We start from the raw sequence: 16000 nt of genomic DNA on the forward strand, positions 1-16000 counted from the left end.
TTGTGGAACTTTACAAAACTTTTACAAACAATTAAAACCGAATTAATAGTTTAGCAGTATTCTTATATCTGTAATCCTGTTATTTCCGGTTACTTCTAGGAGGAAGAACACGTGAAATGGATAAGTGCATCGATTAAAGTTTTCATGCTGTCGACATGTTTCCTTTATGTTGGCACGGCTACTGCATTTGCTGTGAATGAAATGGGAGAAGTGAGAGTTGATGGATCCTCAACAGTTTTTCCTATTATAGAAGCAGTAGCGGAGGAATATACAAAGGTGCATCCGAACGTGAAAATTTCCATCAGTGTTTCTGGAACAGGAGGAGGATTTAATCGTTTCAGTAAAGGAGAAGTGGATATAAATAATGCTTCGAGAGTAATGAAACAAGTGGAAGAAAATGAAATGAAGAAAAACTCCATTCAGTTTACACCGTTCGAAGTCGCTTACGATGGTCTTACGATCGTTGTGAACCGCCAAAATACTTGGGTAGACAATATGACGGTAGACGAGTTACGTCTATTGTGGAGTGAAGATGAAAGCGAAAAGCGATGGTCACAAATTCATTCATCATGGCCACGTGAACAGGTGAAGTTTTATGCGCCAGGTGTAGACTCTGGTACGTATGATTATTTTCAAAATGTCATCTTACAAAAAAGTCGCATTGTAAAAAAAGTCTCTTTGTCTGAAGATGATCAAGTTATTATGCAAGGGGTAATGAATGATAAAAATGCCATTGCTTTTGTAGGATATGCTTATTATATGGCCAATCGAGATAAGGTGAGAGCAATCAAGGTGAATGGTGTACTTCCGACGAAAGATACCATTCAATCAGGTAAGTATCAGCCATTATCTAGGTCGCTATTTGCTTATGTGAATGATGCATCTATCCGAAATAAAATGAATGTAGCAAATTATATTGAGTTTATGATTCAGCATGTTGGTAATCTCGCCGAAGAGGTTGGATATGTAAAATTACCAAAAGAAAAATACAATGAACAGCTGCGGATGTTAACAGAAATAAAAAGGTAATGTCAGGGTGGAAAGGGGTTTTCATCTTTGGCTTATAATGACAAAAGTCAAATTACATTTTCTGTACAACATTTGATTGAAAGAAATACAAAACAAAGAAAAAAAACGCAGCGAATCAATCGAATAGTTCCGTTATTACTAAAAATAATTGCTAGCGTGTCTATTGTGACGACACTTGGAATTATTTTTACGTTAGCAAATGAAACAATGATGTTTTTTCAAAAAATACCATTACACTCCTTTTTGACGGAGAAAGAATGGTTACCTTTTTTTGAAGATCCTAAATTCGGTATATTACCACTTATATGTGGAACGGTCCTTGTAACCGCAATCGCCATGTTCGTAGCAATTCCTATCGGTTTAGCGTGTGCTGTATTTTTAAGTGAATATGCTTCAAACAGTGCAAGGAAATTATTAAAACCGATGTTAGAACTATTAGCAGGTATCCCGACAATTGTATATGGTTTTTTTGCATTAACAGTTGTCACACCGCTTTTACAACGGATTATACCAGATTTACAGTTTTTTAATGCGATTAGTCCAGGTATTGTTATTGGGTTTATGATGATACCTACAATTGCATCTCTGTCTGAAGACGCAATGAGAGCTGTAGCGAAAGGAACGAAAGAAGCTTCGTTAGCACTTGGAGCAACTCGGTTTGAGATGGTAAAACAAGTCGTGTTTCCTTCGGCTTTTACAGGGATTATGTCAGCGATTATATTAGCCGCTTCCAGGGCAATCGGTGAAACAATGATCGTTGTAATTGCAGCGGGATCCACACCGAATGTATCGCTCGATCCGACACACTCTATTCAAACGCTAACAGCCTATATTGTGCAAGTGAGTTTAGGTGATGCTCCACATGGAACAATTACTTATTACAGCATGTATGCTGTAGGCGCAACGTTATTCTTTTTTACTTTTATAATGAACATCATTTCGCAGTCTATTATGCGCCACTTTAGGAGGCTGACATAATATGCGAATGTTGAATCATAAAAAAATACAAGAAAATATGGCATCACGTTTTTTAAAAGATCGAGTTTACAAATTGTTATTTTATATAGCAATTTTGTTTTCAATAGTAATACTACTTATTTTGCTTTTTCAAATTTTTGAAAAAGGTATAAGTTACCTTTCGTTAGATTTCTTTACAAACTTCGCTTCGCGTAATCCGAAAGAAGCTGGGATTGCTGCAGCTTTGTCAGGAACAATATTATTTATGAGTATTGTTATACCGGTCTCCTTTATATTTGGAGTCGGAACTGCTCTTTATTTAGAGCAATATGCGAAGGAATCTATATTTAAAAAGGTAATAGAAATTAATAATCAAACGTTAGCAGGAGTACCTTCCGTTGTATTTGGATTACTCGGCTTAACTATTTTTGTATATGCTCTTCATTTAGGTGAGAGTATCATTGCGGCGGCACTGACGATGAGTTTACTCGTCTTACCGACAGTTGTTGTAGCGAGTCAAGAAGCGATACGATCTGTACCAAGTTCATTATTAGAAGCTTCTTACGGATTAGGTGCTACGAAGTGGCAAACGATGTATCAAATTGTATTGCCATATGCTTTCCCAGGAATTATAACGGGTTGTACGTTAGCGATATCGAGGGCGATTGGAGAAGCGGCACCGTTATTAGTTATCGGGGCACTTGCATTTGCAAATTATGTTCCATTTAGTATGTTTGATAGATTTACAGTTTTACCAATTCAAATTTTTAATTGGATGAGTAGACCGCAAGAAGAATTTCAGTATGTAGCAGCTGCTGGGATGATTGTTTTGTTAGGTTTGTTGCTCTTTATCAATATATTTGTCCTATGGTTACGAAATCGAAAATAAGTTGGAAATGGATGAAAGGGGAATTCAAATGGTAGCAACAGTAGTAAATGTACAGGTGAAAAACGAGGAGAAAATCGAGACTGCGCCAAAGAAAGTAGTATTTGATACGAAAAACTTAAATTTATGGTACGGAGAAGACCATGCTCTAAAAGATATTAACTTAAGCATTCATGAGAATGAAGTTACAGCAATTATCGGGCCAAGTGGTTGTGGTAAATCAACGTACTTAAAAACATTAAATCGTATGGTAGAGTTAGTACCGATCGTGCGAACTACAGGTGTAATTGAATATAGAGAGCGCAATATATTTGATAAAGCGTATCCAGTTGAAGAATTACGAACACATGTAGGAATGGTGTTCCAAAAGCCAAATCCATTTCCGAAATCTATTTATGAAAATGTAGCATATGGCCCGAAAATCCATGGTGTTCGTGACAAGAAAACGTTGGATGAAATTGTTGAAAAAAGTTTACGTGGAGCAGCGATTTGGGATGAGTTAAAAGATCGTTTGCATGATAATGCATACGGTTTATCCGGTGGACAGCAACAACGTCTATGTATTGCACGTTGTTTAGCGATTGAACCAGACGTTATTTTAATGGATGAGCCAACATCGGCACTAGATCCAATTTCAACATTAAAAGTAGAAGAATTAATTCAAGAGTTAAAGAAAGATTTTAGTATTGTTATCGTAACGCATAACATGCAACAAGCAGCACGTATTTCAGACAAAACTGCCTTCTTCTTAAGTGGAGAAGTTGTGGAGTATACAGATACAAACAAATTATTTACGACACCTTCAGATAAGCGTACAGAAGATTATATTACAGGCCGATTTGGTTGATATCACTAGCAAGGCTAAGAGCCAATGCCCTCTTAACGGAGGGCGTTTCTTATTTTACCTCATTTTGATAGAGAAGTAATACTTCTCCTATCTTAAGGCTTATTACATGTAGGCTAGGTAGGAGATCTATATATAATGGCACATAAATACTGAGGGGGAAGAAACAATGGTAAGAGAACAGTTTCAATGTGATTTAAAAACATTACAGCAAAAGGTGATTGAGCTTGGCGAACTAGCGAGAGAAGCTTTATTACTTGCTATGGAAGGTCTTCATAAAAAGGATGTAGAGAAAGCGTTAGAGGTAATAGATGGTGATTATCGTATGGATACTTTAGAAGAGGAAATAAATGATCTTGCGCTTATGCTTATTACGAAGCAGCAACCTGTAGCAAGTGATTTAAGAAGGATTTTCATTTCAATTAAAACAGCGACAGATTTAGAGCGTATTGCAGATCATGCTGTTAATATTGCGAAATCAACAATTCGCCTAGGGGAAAAAGAAGTGGCTGTTAGTTTGCACAATCTTGATGAGATGTTTGCAATTGCAAATGAGATGTTACAGTTAGCGTTAGAAGCATATGAGCAAGAAAATTTAACTTTTGCGAAACAAATTGCCGAAATGGATGATTCTGTTGATGAAATATACGGGAAAGCAATTCGTGAATTTATATCTTCAGTTCCAGAACAACCAGAAGCAATTACACAAATTACACAATTATCCTTTGTAGCGAGATATATTGAGCGTGTAGCAGACCATATTACAAATATTGCTGAAAATGTTTTTTATTTAGTAAAAGGAAAGCATTACTTATTAAATGAATAAAGAAAAAAAGCAGGTGAAACATCACCTGCTTTTTTTAGTCAAAACATGACAAAAAAAGCTCGTTGTTTCCTTTAGTTTATGATGATAAGATGTATCATAATATAATGGAAAAAATAGGACATATATGTTGTTCGCTTATTAAGTAATATTTTACTAAGTCAATGGTAAGCGCTTTCTTTTGGCGTTTAAAAGGTACATGTATATAGGGAGTTTTACCGCCTGTCAAAGCACGAGTGGTCAGGGCTCATAATCAGTGCGAAAGGAACAAACCCCATACTGATTAAAGTTTTATTTTATACTGCTAGTTAATGCGGGGTAGATAATATACATATCGTATATGAAGTTACTGAACATTATATAAGTGGAGGCTGAAGTATATGAAGGGGGTTATTTTAGCTGGAGGAAAAGGACGACGCCTTAGACCATTAACATGTAATACTCCAAAGCCGATGTTGCCATTATTAGAAAAGCCAGTTTTGGAATACAATATTGAATTATTACGTCAGCATGGTATTCGTGACATTGCAATTACTGTTCAATATATGAGTACAGCTATTAAGCAATATTTTGGTGACGGTAGCAAATGGGGCGTTAACTTGTACTACTTTGAAGACTCTCCTCCGCTTGGAACTGCAGGGAGTATTAAACAAGCGGAAAAATTTTTAGATGAAACGTTTGTTGTCATAAGTGGAGATGCGTTAACTGATTTTCAATTATCAGAAGGAATTACGTTTCATGAACAAAAGAAAAGAATGGTAACTATGTTTGTAAAAGAAGTAGAAAACCCACTCTCATTCGGTTTAGTTGTAATGAACAAAGAACAAGAGGTTACACGATATATAGAAAAACCGAGCTGGAATGAAGTTGTCTCTAATATTGTGAATACAGGTATATATATTATGGAGCCAGAAATTTTTTCTTACATACCGCCCCGGAAATTTTTTGATTTCAGTCAAGATGTGTTTCCGTTATTGGCAAATAAGAACGCATTATTTGCATATTTGTCAGAAGGTTATTGGTTAGATATCGGGACATTTGATCAATATCGCCAAGCACAATTTGATTTGTTAACGAAAAAATTGCAAGTACCTATTCCTTACACGGAAGTATTGCCGATGGTATGGATGGGAGAAGGCGTGACGATTGGAAAAGGAACGAAAATTCACGGCCCTTCTTTTATTGGAGAAGGAGCAAAAATTGGTGCAGGAGCTATAATTGAACCGTACTCTATTATAGGGAAAAATAGTATTGTTTCAAGTTATTCTCATCTTCAAAAAAGTATTGTCTTTGCAAATGCGAAAATTGGGCAGTATTGCGAGTTATTAGAGACGACAATAGGAGAGCATACAATGGTTGAAGATGACGTTACACTGTTTCAAAAAAGCATTGTAGCGGATCATTGTCATATAGGGAAAAGTACAGTAATTAAGCAAAAGGGAAAACTATGGCCATATAAGGCGATTGACAGCTATTCGGTAGTAGGATCGGCTGGTGTTCAAGAAAGTGAAAAGAGTGCAGGATGGTTGCAAAAAAGCCGCATTGTAGGAAGAGGTAATGTTGAGATTACGCCTCAATTTATTGTAAAGGTTGCGATGGCGTACGGATCCCTTTTTGCTAAAGGACAAAGTATATTAATTGGGAGTCAAGAGCATATAGAAACGACTTCTTATAAAAATCTCTTTCTTCATGCGATTCATGGTATCGGAGTTCATACGATGGAATGCAAAGAAATGAATGAATCACTTTTTCGGTATAGCATTCAGGATTTACAATGTGCAGGTGGGGTTTTCATTCAAGTGGAAAATGAAAAAGAGGTTGTTATAAAGTTGTATGGTAAGGAGGGGGTACAATTAACGTATAAGCAGCAAAAAGCGATAGAACAAGTATATATGTCTGAGGCGTTTTATTACACATGTGAGAAAGAAATGGGACGGAATAAGCTAGTCCACGTTTCTTTACATGATTATATAGAGGCTGTATTAGAGCGTATTGATATTGAAAAAATAAAAAAACAGAAGTTCCATCTTCTTATTAATAAGAGAAATGATATGTTACAACATTTACTTATGCTCTTTTTGCAAAGGCTCGGATGCACAGTTACGTGGATTTATGCGGGCGAGCAAAAGGATCATGTGAAAGCCTTGATGAAATCAAGTAAAGCAAATATGGCACTTATGTTTTCCGAGCAAGGAAATTATTTTGAGTTATATGATAACCATAGTAATATTTACCAGGGGACAGATTTTGAAGAGGTAGATATTCCAGATTTATTACTTGAATCGGCAGGAAGTATTTACCCAATGTCTTTGAAATTAGGAGAATGTTACCTTCTATTTTATACGCAGGATGAAAAAAAGTCGTTTCAAGCGAGATGGAAACGAGATATTTTATATCGAATTGGAAAATTATTCGAGTTAATAGCATTGCAGGGAAAAACATTTCTCAGCATAGTAGAGCAATCACCGCCGCTCTATTTACTTTGTGATGAAGTTGTATGTTCATGGAATGAAAAAGGGAAAGTAATGAGGAAATTATTGGCTGATATGGAAAGAAAGGAAGAAGGTATATTTGAAGGAGTACAGTTCAAATATACCGAAAAAGAGTGGTCTTATATCGTTTCTGACACAAAACAACCGAAATTTTTAGTGTATTCACATGCTAGAAACCCAGTAATAGCAAGGGAAAACATGAAAAATCTTATAGAAAAAATTAGACAATATCAAAAGGTGTAGAATTTTTATTTTAAAAGTGGTATTATAGTATAGTCTGATTTAAGTTATTAGTACTGGAGGGAAATAAGAATGCGTGTGAATATTACTCTAGCATGTACAGAATGCGGAGATCGTAACTATATCTCAAAGAAAAACAAACGTAACAACGCTGAGCGTATCGAGCTTAAAAAGTATTGCAAGCGTGACAAGAAGTCTACGTTACACCGTGAAACAAAGTAAGCAGTAGGAATATTTTCCTACTGTTTCTTTTTTTATTCGATTCCTTTGTTAAAAGTGATACACTATCATCATAGAGTAAAGTGTCACTGTAAGGGGGAAGATGTGTGAAAGAAGAGAAAATACGTTTGCGTAAACAAATAATAGAACACATGAATTCTTTATCAGAAGAACAGTATGCAACTTTATCAGAGCAAATTGCATTTTCGTTGTATGCGCAAAAAGAGTGGGCTGAGGCTAAAATAATTGGAATTACTCTTTCAATGGAAAATGAAGTGAATACATATCCTATCATCGAAAAAGCTTGGGAAGAAGGAAAGAAAGTTGTTGTTCCAAAGTGTAACAAAGGAACGCGAACGATGTCCTTCCGACAAATTAGTAATTTTGATCAATTAGAAACAGTGTATATGAATTTACGTGAGCCGATTCCGGCGCTTACGGAAGAAGTGAATGCGGATGAAATTGATCTTCAAATCGTACCAGGCGTAGCCTATACAGAGCGAGGAGAGCGAATTGGATATGGCGGTGGCTATTATGATCGTTATCTCGTACATTATAAAGGGAAAACGCTATCATTAGCTTATGATTTTCAAATGGTAAAACATATTCCAGTAGAGCCATTTGATAAAAATGTCGAAAAAATTATTACAGAAAAAGGAACAATGGTTATAAATGGGCTTGTATAGACAAATAAAAATTGACGAGACTTTTTCTTCTTGATTATAATAAAATATGTGAACGTTTTCTTATTATAATTTTTTATAGTAAGTGAGCATAGAGGGTGATGAAATGATATCTATTTATGATATTCAGCAATTGCTAAAGAAATTTGGTACGATTATTTATACGGGTGATCGAATTGCAGATTTACAATTAATGCAAGATGAATTGCGTGAATTAAATCAATCACAGCTAATCGATCCACAAGACTATCAAACAGCTTTATTTTTATTGAAGCAAGAAATTCAAAAAGAGCTAAATAAGAATTAGATAAAGGTAGGTAAGCAACATGGAAGAGAAATGGTTAGTTGGTGTTGACCTTGGTGGTACAACGATTAAATTAGCATTTATTAATGTGTACGGTGAAATTTTACATAAGTGGGAAATCCCTACGAATACAAATGAGCAAGGAAAACATATTACGCTTGATGTAGCGAAAGCTATTGATAAAAAGTTAGAAGAGTTAGGTGAATTAAAAAGTAAGTTAATCGGTATTGGTATGGGAGCTCCTGGTCCTGTACACGTGGCGTCTGGAATGATTTATGAAGCGGTTAATTTAGGATGGAAAAACTATCCGTTAAAAGATTTATTAGAAGTAGAAACAGGATTACCTGTTGTTATTGATAATGATGCAAACTTAGCAGCGCTTGGTGAAATGTGGAAAGGTGCTGGTGAAGGAGCAAAAGATTTAATTTGTATGACACTTGGTACTGGTGTTGGCGGCGGTGTAATTGCTAATGGTGAGATTGTACACGGTGTAAGTGGTGCTGCTGGTGAGATTGGACACATTACAGTAGTTACAGAGAATGCTTTCCCATGTAATTGCGGGAAGTCTGGTTGCTTAGAAACTGTAGCATCTGCAACGGGTATTGTACGTGTTGCTATGCAAAAAATACAAGAGACTGATAAAGAGAGTATTCTTCGTTCTATGTTAGCAGAAGAAGGGCGTATTACATCAAAAGACGTATTTGAAGCACATGGACAAGGTGATGAACTAGCTGGTGAAGTAGTAGAAAAAGTAGCTTCTTATTTAGGCTTAGCTGTAGCGAACCTTTCTAGCACGTTGAACCCAGAGAAAATTGTTATTGGTGGAGGCGTTTCTAAAGCTGGAGATGCACTATTAGAACCAATTCAACGTTATTTCGAGCAATATGCTTTCTCACGTGCTGTAAAGAGCACGAAGCTAGCTATTGCAACACTTGGTAATGATGCAGGTGTTATCGGAGGAGCGTGGCTTGTAAAAAAGCACAAATACGAAGCGAAGATGATATAAGTTGTGAACTATGAAAAGAGGAAGGGGAAACCCCTCCTCTTTTTGTGCGAAATCTTGATGAAGAATAACATGTAAATGAATTAAGCTGCTGGTGGGTACCCGTTATATAGAACAGTCATGATTGTAAACCATCCGAAAACGAGTACAGTTGCAATTGCAAAGCCGCCCGCGAGAAAATTCTTTTCGCGAAGTGTTCTAAGCGTAGCAAATACAGCTAACAGAGTGACAAGCGTAAAAATAATAACAAGGCCCATACAATATCCTCCTCTGTCTACCCATTCCTTAATATGAGTTTTTGGAATATTTACTCTTTTATATTGTACATGTTTTAAAAATGATTGTCGAGATAGCATCCTTTCTTTTCCTAAGAGAAAAAAATGTTGTATCATTGAAAGTAAGTTTAATAATTGGAGGAGATTTTCATATGAAATGGATACAAATGCCGTTAGGCCCATTACAAACGAATGCTTATATTTTAACGAATGATCAAAATGAGTGTATTATCTTTGATCCTGGTCATGAAGGAGAGAAGCTCGTTACATATTTACAAGAAGAACAATTAAAGCCACTGGCTGTTTTATTAACACATGCTCACTTTGATCATATTGGTGCTGTTGATGCGGTGAGAGACGCTTTTCATATTCCTGTGTACGTACATAAAGAAGAAGCAGATTGGTTAAGCGATGCAACTGTAAATGGCTCTCAAATTTTTATGATGAATCGCAGCATTACAGCAAAACCAGCAGATCATATTATTGATACAGAAGGTGTATTAGCAATTGGTTCATTTAATTTTGAAATTTTTGAGACGCCAGGACATTCTCCAGGCAGTATTTCTTATTATTGTAAAGAGGCGAATGCTGTATTTTCTGGAGATGTATTGTTCCAAATGAGCATCGGAAGAACAGATTTACCTGGTGGGAGTTTTGCTGAATTGATTGGAAGTATTGAAGAAAAATTATTTGTGTTACCAGATGAAACAGCGGTGTTATGTGGACATGGTCCAGAAACAAGCATTGGTTTTGAAAAAGAAAATAATCCATTTTTACAGTAAGGGGTCATTATGGGAATGGAGCTCATTTTTAGAAAATGGATGGAAAAAGAAAAGGATTATTCGATTTCATATAGTACATATATGAACCTTGCGTTATACGCAGAGGAACATGGCTATTATATGAAAGAGCGTGAAAAAATTGGAAGACAAGGGGATTTTTTCACAAGTAGCAACGTATCCTCTGTTTTTGCAAAGACCTTTGCTAAGTTTTTAATTCGTCTTGTTGAAAATGGTGAAGTTAATCCGAATATTTGTGAGATTGGTGGGGGAACAGGAAGGTTTGCCTATGATGTTTTACAAGAATGGAAGCAATTATCTCCGGAAACCTTTATTGATTTAAACTATTCAATGATTGAAATGAGTCCTTTTCATAGAAAACTACAGCAGAAAAATCTTTGTTCGTTTTCTAACGTGTCATATTATACGTCGCATAGTGAAATGGGAGAATCGTTCGAAGGGATTCTTTTTTCGAATGAGTTATTTGATGCATTCCCTGTTGAAGTAATTGAGAAGAGAAATGGAATATTGAATGAAGTACGTGTTACGTATACAGAGGAAGGGAAACTTGCAGAAGTATATAGACCGTTACATAAAAGAATTGGTCGATACTTATTGAAATATAATATTCATCTTGCAGAAGGTCAGCGTTTTGAAGTGCCGATTGTGATGGAAGAGTATATAAAAGAAATTGCGAAATGGTTTCAACGAGGTGTATGTATTACAGTTGATTATGGATATACAAAAGAAGAATGGATGCATCCTGCACATCAAGAAGGAAGTTTACGAGGGTATTATGAGCATAAGTTAATCCGTAATCCTTTAGCACATCCAGGTGAAATGGATCTTACTACTCATATTCATTGGGATGAGCTGAAAGAGATATTTAGCCTGCAAGGTATGAATACAGTATGGCATAAGAAGCAATCTGAGTTTTTGTTAGCAGCAGGAATATTAGACCAGCTTACAAATCACCAAGATAAGAATCCTTTTTCTGAAATTCAAAAACAAAATCGAGCAGTTCGTTCTATGATTTTGAGCGGAGGATTAGGGAGTGCATTTGATGTTGTTATACATACGAAACATATGCAACAGTTACACTTGGATCGGTATTTAAAAATATAAAAAACAAGACACAGCATATTTCTGTGTCTTGTTTTTTAATACGACTTATGTAGTATCATATATTTCCTCTCATGATATATATTTATATTAAAGATATGAGATGAAAAATATAAAATACGTCCTTTTTCTCTGTTTATTAGTCCCTAACCTAATAATACGCGAACGAGTTGAATAATTGTCTCGTTTTCCACTTTGTAATAAATTTCCAACCCTTTTCTTTCACTTGAAACGATTTTAGCACTCTTTAACTTTGCTAAATGCTGTGAAATTGTAGATTGTGGCATGTTTAAGCCAGTGTACATTGTAGAAACGTTGCTTGGACCACGTTCAATTAATCCTTTTACAATACATAAGCGAACAGGATGAGCAAGCACTTTCAATAATTCTGCATTGCTTTCATATAGTTCTATTTCTTTTTGAAAGGTTTCTAACATGTTCTTTTCCACCTCCGTGTGAGCTGTTATACCATACTATACATACCAAAAAATTAAAGAAAAGAAAACAGTTGTTGCAGAAAAAAAGTCCTAAAGTAAAGAAATTGTAAGAAAAGAGACCCTGATGTAAATAAAGTAGATGATTTAGCACGGTTTTGTAAAATGACATTTTTGGGTGAAAATTTCGATGCGTTTTAAAAATTGAAAGATATAGATATATTTGTAACACAATCTTACCATGATTTTCTTATTCTTTCAAATGAATATACAAAATTTTTAAAATAATAAGATAAAGGAATTATAATGTAATATCTAGAATATAAAACAGGTTAAAAAGAAAAGAAGCTGAATGTAATCAGCTTCTTTATAGTGATAATAAAATGTTTGAGTATAGCTGATAAATCTTAGAATTACCAAGACATTAGTTATGTATTCTTGATTTCTTCTTTCATCAATTTTAAAAATCTGTGGTTCCATATATTTTCATAAAAATCAATTGTCTCTTTTGCGGACATAAATGGATTATTTAGCGTAGAGGTGGCTTTCTGTACCATGAAGTTTTCGTATCCAAGTCCATGAGCAAATTTAATTGTAGCATCCATGCAGTACTCTGTTTGGGCGCCACAAAATTCAATATGCTGTACAGATAATTGGTCTAAAATTTCTTTTAAGTTAGTTTTATAAAATGAATTTGCATGTGTTTTTCTCACAAAAAAATCTTGTTCTTGAACATCTAGATCAGCATGAATAGCCCAAAGTTCTCTTTCAGGTACTAAATCATCATCACAATGTTGAACGAAAATGATTGGTTTGTTTGATTTTCTGTATGAAGAAATTCTTTTATTTACTTTTGTAAGTAAATTTTGTAGATCGAATAAATGTTCTTCGCTATAACATACTCCATTTTGTAAATCGATAACGATTAAAACATCTGCACAAGTATCCATTATTTTTGCCCCTTTTATTTCTTAATATATCAATTAATTTATTACTTGGAAATAGATGGTGCCCTATCGTTTTTTATGAACTATACGAAAAGTAAAAAGTATACTCGAAAACATAAAAAGAAGATATGAAAATTTAATTTCATATCTTCTTTTCTCTCTATGCATTTACAGGCTCTTCTACATAAGAAAGGGCATTTTCAAAATCGGATATTAAATCATCAACATTTTCAAGGCCAACAGATAAACGAAGTAATGAATTAGAAATCCCTCTTTCATCACGAGCTTCTTGCGACAATGCTGCATGTGACATTTTAGCTGGGTAGGAAAGAATTGATTCGACAGCCCCTAAACTAACTGCAAAGACAGGTAATTTTACTTTTGATAAAAATTGGCGGAGTGCATCTTCTGATTGTAAAGTGAAAGATAGGACAGCTCCGGCTGATGTAGCTTGAGATTGTTGAATATCAAATCCAAGATGTGTTTGTAAGCCAGGATAATAGACGTTTTGAACTTTAGCGTGTTCTTGTAAATAATGTGCAATTTTATTGGCGTTTGCAGCTGAATGCTCAAGGCGTACATGCAATGTTTTTAGACCGCGAAGTACGAGAGAACAATCTTGAGGTCCTAAAATAGCGCCGAATGCATTTTGTAAAAATCCAAGTTTTTGAGCAAGTTCGGCATCTTTTACGACCGCTAATCCGGCAGTAACATCACTATGACCAGCAATGAATTTTGTAGCACTATGAAGAACGACATCTGCTCCAAGTTCAAGCGGTTTCTGGAATAGTGGTGTCAAAAATGTATTATCAACAAAGGTAAGAGCGCCAATAAATTTTGCAAGCTTAGAAACAGCGCGAATATCTGTCACCTTTAAAAGCGGGTTAGAAGGTGTTTCTACATAAAAGAGCTTTGTATTTTGTTTAATGTTGTGCTTTATTTCTTCTAAATTAGTCATATCAACAAATGTATGTGAGACACCGTAACGGGAGAGTACTTCAGTTATCATTCGGTGAGTGCCTCCATATACGTCTTCTGAAATGAGTACGTGATCACCTTGTGAAAGAAGGAGGAATGCAGTAGAAATTGCTGCAATGCCTGATGCAAATGCGAATCCTTTTGTTCCGCCCTCTAATAATGCAATGATGTCTTCAAGAGCTTCACGAGTTGGATTACCAGACCTGCTATAGTCATATTTCCCGAACGTATCTACATCAAACTGATGGAATGTTGATGTGTTATAGATGGGAACGTTAACAGATCCTGTTTGTGGGTCATGTTTATATTGGTTGTGTAGTAAAAGTGTATCTATAGAATAACTCATATTCTTACACCTTCTTTTACAAGTTTAATGGCATGCTGTAAGTCTTGAATTAAATCGTTACTATTTTCAATGCCAACGGAAAATCGAAGAAGACGATTACATACACCGTTTGCTGTTCTGATTTCTTCAGGAATATCAGCGTGTGTTTGTGTTGCTGGATATGTCATCAAACTTTCAACACCACCGAGACTTTCAGCAAATGTAATTAAGGATAAGGATTGTAAGAATGGATTAATCCATGTTTCATTTTTAAGACGAAATGAAATCATGCCGCCTCTTCCAGGATAAAATACATCTGTCACCCCGTCCTCATCATTTAAATAAGCAACAACTGCTTTTGCATTTTCTTCATGTTGTCTCATGCGAAGAGCTAACGTTTTCATACCACGAATTAATAGCCATGAGTCAAATGGGCTTAAGACCGCACCAGAGGCATTATGATAATGAGCGATTTCCTCACAAAGTTCCTTTCCTTTTGCAACGACAAGTCCGCTTAGTACATCGTTATGTCCTCCTAAATATTTCGTTGCACTATGAAGTACAATGTCGGCACCTTCTGTTAATGGCTGCTGTATATAAGGCGTGTAGAATGTGTTATCTACAATAAGAAGTAGTCCGTGTCTTTTCGCTACAGTTGCGACAGCGGCAATATCAGTAACTTGCATTAATGGATTTGTCGGAGTTTCTATGAAAATAGCTTTCGTTTCAGTGGTGATAGCTTGCTCAATTTGTTTAATAGATTGTGTATTTACGTATCTACATCGAACGTTCCACTTTTTTTCGTGCTCAGAAAATAATCGATAAGTGCCCCCGTATAAATCTTCAGATACAATAAGTTCGTCTCCGGAGCGGAATAGGGAGAGGACGAGGAGAACAGCTGCCATCCCTGAACTACAGGCATAACCTTGTTCGCCGTATTCTAAATCTGCAATTGCCTGTTCTAAAAGGCCGCGAGTTGGATTACCAGTTCGTGAATAGTCAAAACCAGTAGATTTACCAATTCCTTCATGACGATAAGCGGTTGAGAAATAAACAGGTGGGTTAACCGTTCCTGTTGTAGTTTCGCTACGATTTCCGATTTGTGCTAGTTTTGTTTCAATTGTTGACATGTGAAAATTCCTCCTTTTTAAATTAACAATTAAGTGAATGTAAAATAAAAAAAGCCTTCTAAGAAGAAGGCTTTCGGTTTGAATAGAGTCTTCTTCTCATCTGTCAAATCTTTCACAATTTGCTGGAATTAGCACCTTATTAACAAATGTTAATGGTTGCTGAGGCGTCATAGGGCCAGTCCCTCTACCTCTCTAGATAAGAATGTTCGTATGAAATTTTATTATGTTTTTAACTTTACAACAAAAGATAATTGAATTGCAACTTTATTTTAAATAATTTTTATTTTTCCGCAACTGTCATTGACTTTTGCATTTGTGCGTGCTAAATTTATTGAAAAATTAACAAACATTGTTAAAAGGGGAACGCATTTCCTTTTAGCTACATAAATAAAATAATAAAGACAAACTCTTATTAAGAGCGGTGGAGGGAAAGGCCCTGTGAAACCCGGCAACCTTCAAACGAAATGTTTGAAACGGTGCTAATACCTGCAAAACGAATGTTTTGCATAATAAGAGGAGGAACAATTATG

General features: G+C 35.5%; 17 protein-coding genes and 2 riboswitches. Of the genes, 12 read left to right on the forward strand and 5 right to left on the reverse strand.

What is annotated here, in order from left to right; translation table 11 throughout:
• The first annotated feature begins 111 nt into the window (after positions 1–111).
• The 10 genes from phoX (at position 112) to glcK (ending at position 9483) form a co-directional block, all read left to right on the forward strand.
• Positions 112–1029: a phosphate ABC transporter substrate-binding protein PhoX gene (phoX, locus tag ACYVEC_RS26120; RefSeq protein ID WP_063222940.1), complete on the forward strand. Its 918-nt coding sequence runs from the start codon at positions 112–114 to the stop codon at positions 1027–1029.
• A 27-nt stretch (positions 1030–1056) separates the two neighbouring features.
• A complete protein-coding gene (gene pstC, locus ACYVEC_RS26125) occupies positions 1057–2007 on the forward strand; it encodes a phosphate ABC transporter permease subunit PstC (RefSeq protein ID WP_063222941.1) in 951 nt (316 codons plus the stop codon).
• A gap of 1 nt (position 2008) precedes the next feature.
• The gene (gene pstA / locus ACYVEC_RS26130) at positions 2009–2875 is read left to right on the forward strand and encodes a phosphate ABC transporter permease PstA (RefSeq protein WP_060632284.1); all 867 of its coding nucleotides are present in this window, start codon (positions 2009–2011) and stop codon (positions 2873–2875) included.
• A 28-nt stretch (positions 2876–2903) separates the two neighbouring features.
• A complete protein-coding gene (gene pstB / locus ACYVEC_RS26135; protein WP_060632283.1) occupies positions 2904–3719 on the forward strand; it encodes a phosphate ABC transporter ATP-binding protein in 816 nt (271 codons plus the stop codon).
• A gap of 166 nt (positions 3720–3885) precedes the next feature.
• Positions 3886–4542, forward strand: a complete 657-nt coding sequence (gene phoU / locus ACYVEC_RS26140; protein WP_063222942.1) for a phosphate signaling complex protein PhoU — start codon at positions 3886–3888, stop codon at positions 4540–4542.
• A gap of 377 nt (positions 4543–4919) precedes the next feature.
• Complete coding sequence (locus ACYVEC_RS26145; protein WP_063222943.1) at positions 4920–7274, forward strand: sugar phosphate nucleotidyltransferase; 2355 nt, start codon at positions 4920–4922, stop codon at positions 7272–7274.
• A 69-nt stretch (positions 7275–7343) separates the two neighbouring features.
• Positions 7344–7493: a 50S ribosomal protein L33 gene (gene rpmG, locus ACYVEC_RS26150; protein ID WP_001265616.1), complete on the forward strand. Its 150-nt coding sequence runs from the start codon at positions 7344–7346 to the stop codon at positions 7491–7493.
• A 104-nt stretch (positions 7494–7597) separates the two neighbouring features.
• On the forward strand, positions 7598–8176 hold the full coding sequence (locus ACYVEC_RS26155; protein ID WP_063222944.1) for a 5-formyltetrahydrofolate cyclo-ligase: 579 nt from the start codon (positions 7598–7600) through the stop codon (positions 8174–8176).
• A gap of 103 nt (positions 8177–8279) precedes the next feature.
• Positions 8280–8480, forward strand: a complete 201-nt coding sequence (locus tag ACYVEC_RS26160) for a YqgQ family protein (protein ID WP_000623706.1) — start codon at positions 8280–8282, stop codon at positions 8478–8480.
• Positions 8481–8499: 19 nt separating this feature from the next.
• A complete protein-coding gene (glcK, locus tag ACYVEC_RS26165; RefSeq protein ID WP_000391706.1) occupies positions 8500–9483 on the forward strand; it encodes a glucokinase in 984 nt (327 codons plus the stop codon).
• A gap of 80 nt (positions 9484–9563) precedes the next feature.
• On the opposite strand, the gene ACYVEC_RS26170 is transcribed toward glcK, so the two are convergent.
• The gene (locus ACYVEC_RS26170) at positions 9564–9737 is read right to left on the reverse strand and encodes a DUF2759 domain-containing protein (protein ID WP_000524853.1); all 174 of its coding nucleotides are present in this window, start codon (positions 9735–9737) and stop codon (positions 9564–9566) included.
• A 170-nt stretch (positions 9738–9907) separates the two neighbouring features.
• Here ACYVEC_RS26170 and ACYVEC_RS26175 point away from each other — a divergent pair, with 170 nt between their 5' ends.
• Positions 9908–10537: an MBL fold metallo-hydrolase gene (locus tag ACYVEC_RS26175; protein ID WP_063222946.1), complete on the forward strand. Its 630-nt coding sequence runs from the start codon at positions 9908–9910 to the stop codon at positions 10535–10537.
• 9 nt (positions 10538–10546) lie between these two features.
• Entirely contained in the window at positions 10547–11659 is a 1113-nt protein-coding gene (locus ACYVEC_RS26180; protein ID WP_063222947.1) for a class I SAM-dependent methyltransferase, read from the forward strand.
• Between the two features lie 143 nt (positions 11660–11802).
• Here the strand turns inward: ACYVEC_RS26180 and ACYVEC_RS26185 are convergent, their stop codons facing one another.
• The 4 genes from ACYVEC_RS26185 to metI form a co-directional block, all read right to left on the reverse strand.
• Positions 11803–12093: an ArsR/SmtB family transcription factor gene (locus ACYVEC_RS26185; protein ID WP_000894375.1), complete on the reverse strand. Its 291-nt coding sequence runs from the start codon at positions 12091–12093 to the stop codon at positions 11803–11805.
• A gap of 425 nt (positions 12094–12518) precedes the next feature.
• A complete protein-coding gene (locus ACYVEC_RS26190) occupies positions 12519–13040 on the reverse strand; it encodes a cysteine hydrolase family protein (RefSeq protein WP_063222948.1) in 522 nt (173 codons plus the stop codon).
• 157 nt (positions 13041–13197) lie between these two features.
• Complete coding sequence (gene metC, locus ACYVEC_RS26195; RefSeq protein WP_063222949.1) at positions 13198–14361, reverse strand: cystathionine beta-lyase; 1164 nt, start codon at positions 14359–14361, stop codon at positions 13198–13200.
• The gene (gene metI, locus ACYVEC_RS26200; protein ID WP_063222950.1) at positions 14358–15470 is read right to left on the reverse strand and encodes a cystathionine gamma-synthase/O-acetylhomoserine thiolyase; all 1113 of its coding nucleotides are present in this window, start codon (positions 15468–15470) and stop codon (positions 14358–14360) included. Before metI ends, metC begins: the two co-directional genes overlap by 4 nt.
• 93 nt (positions 15471–15563) lie before the next feature.
• A riboswitch (SAM riboswitch) is annotated at positions 15564–15673 on the reverse strand.
• 203 nt (positions 15674–15876) lie between these two features.
• Positions 15877–15986, forward strand: a riboswitch (SAM riboswitch).
• The last annotated feature ends 14 nt before the right edge of the window (positions 15987–16000 follow it).

This window comes from Bacillus sp. MN7755 (assembly GCF_054771475.1).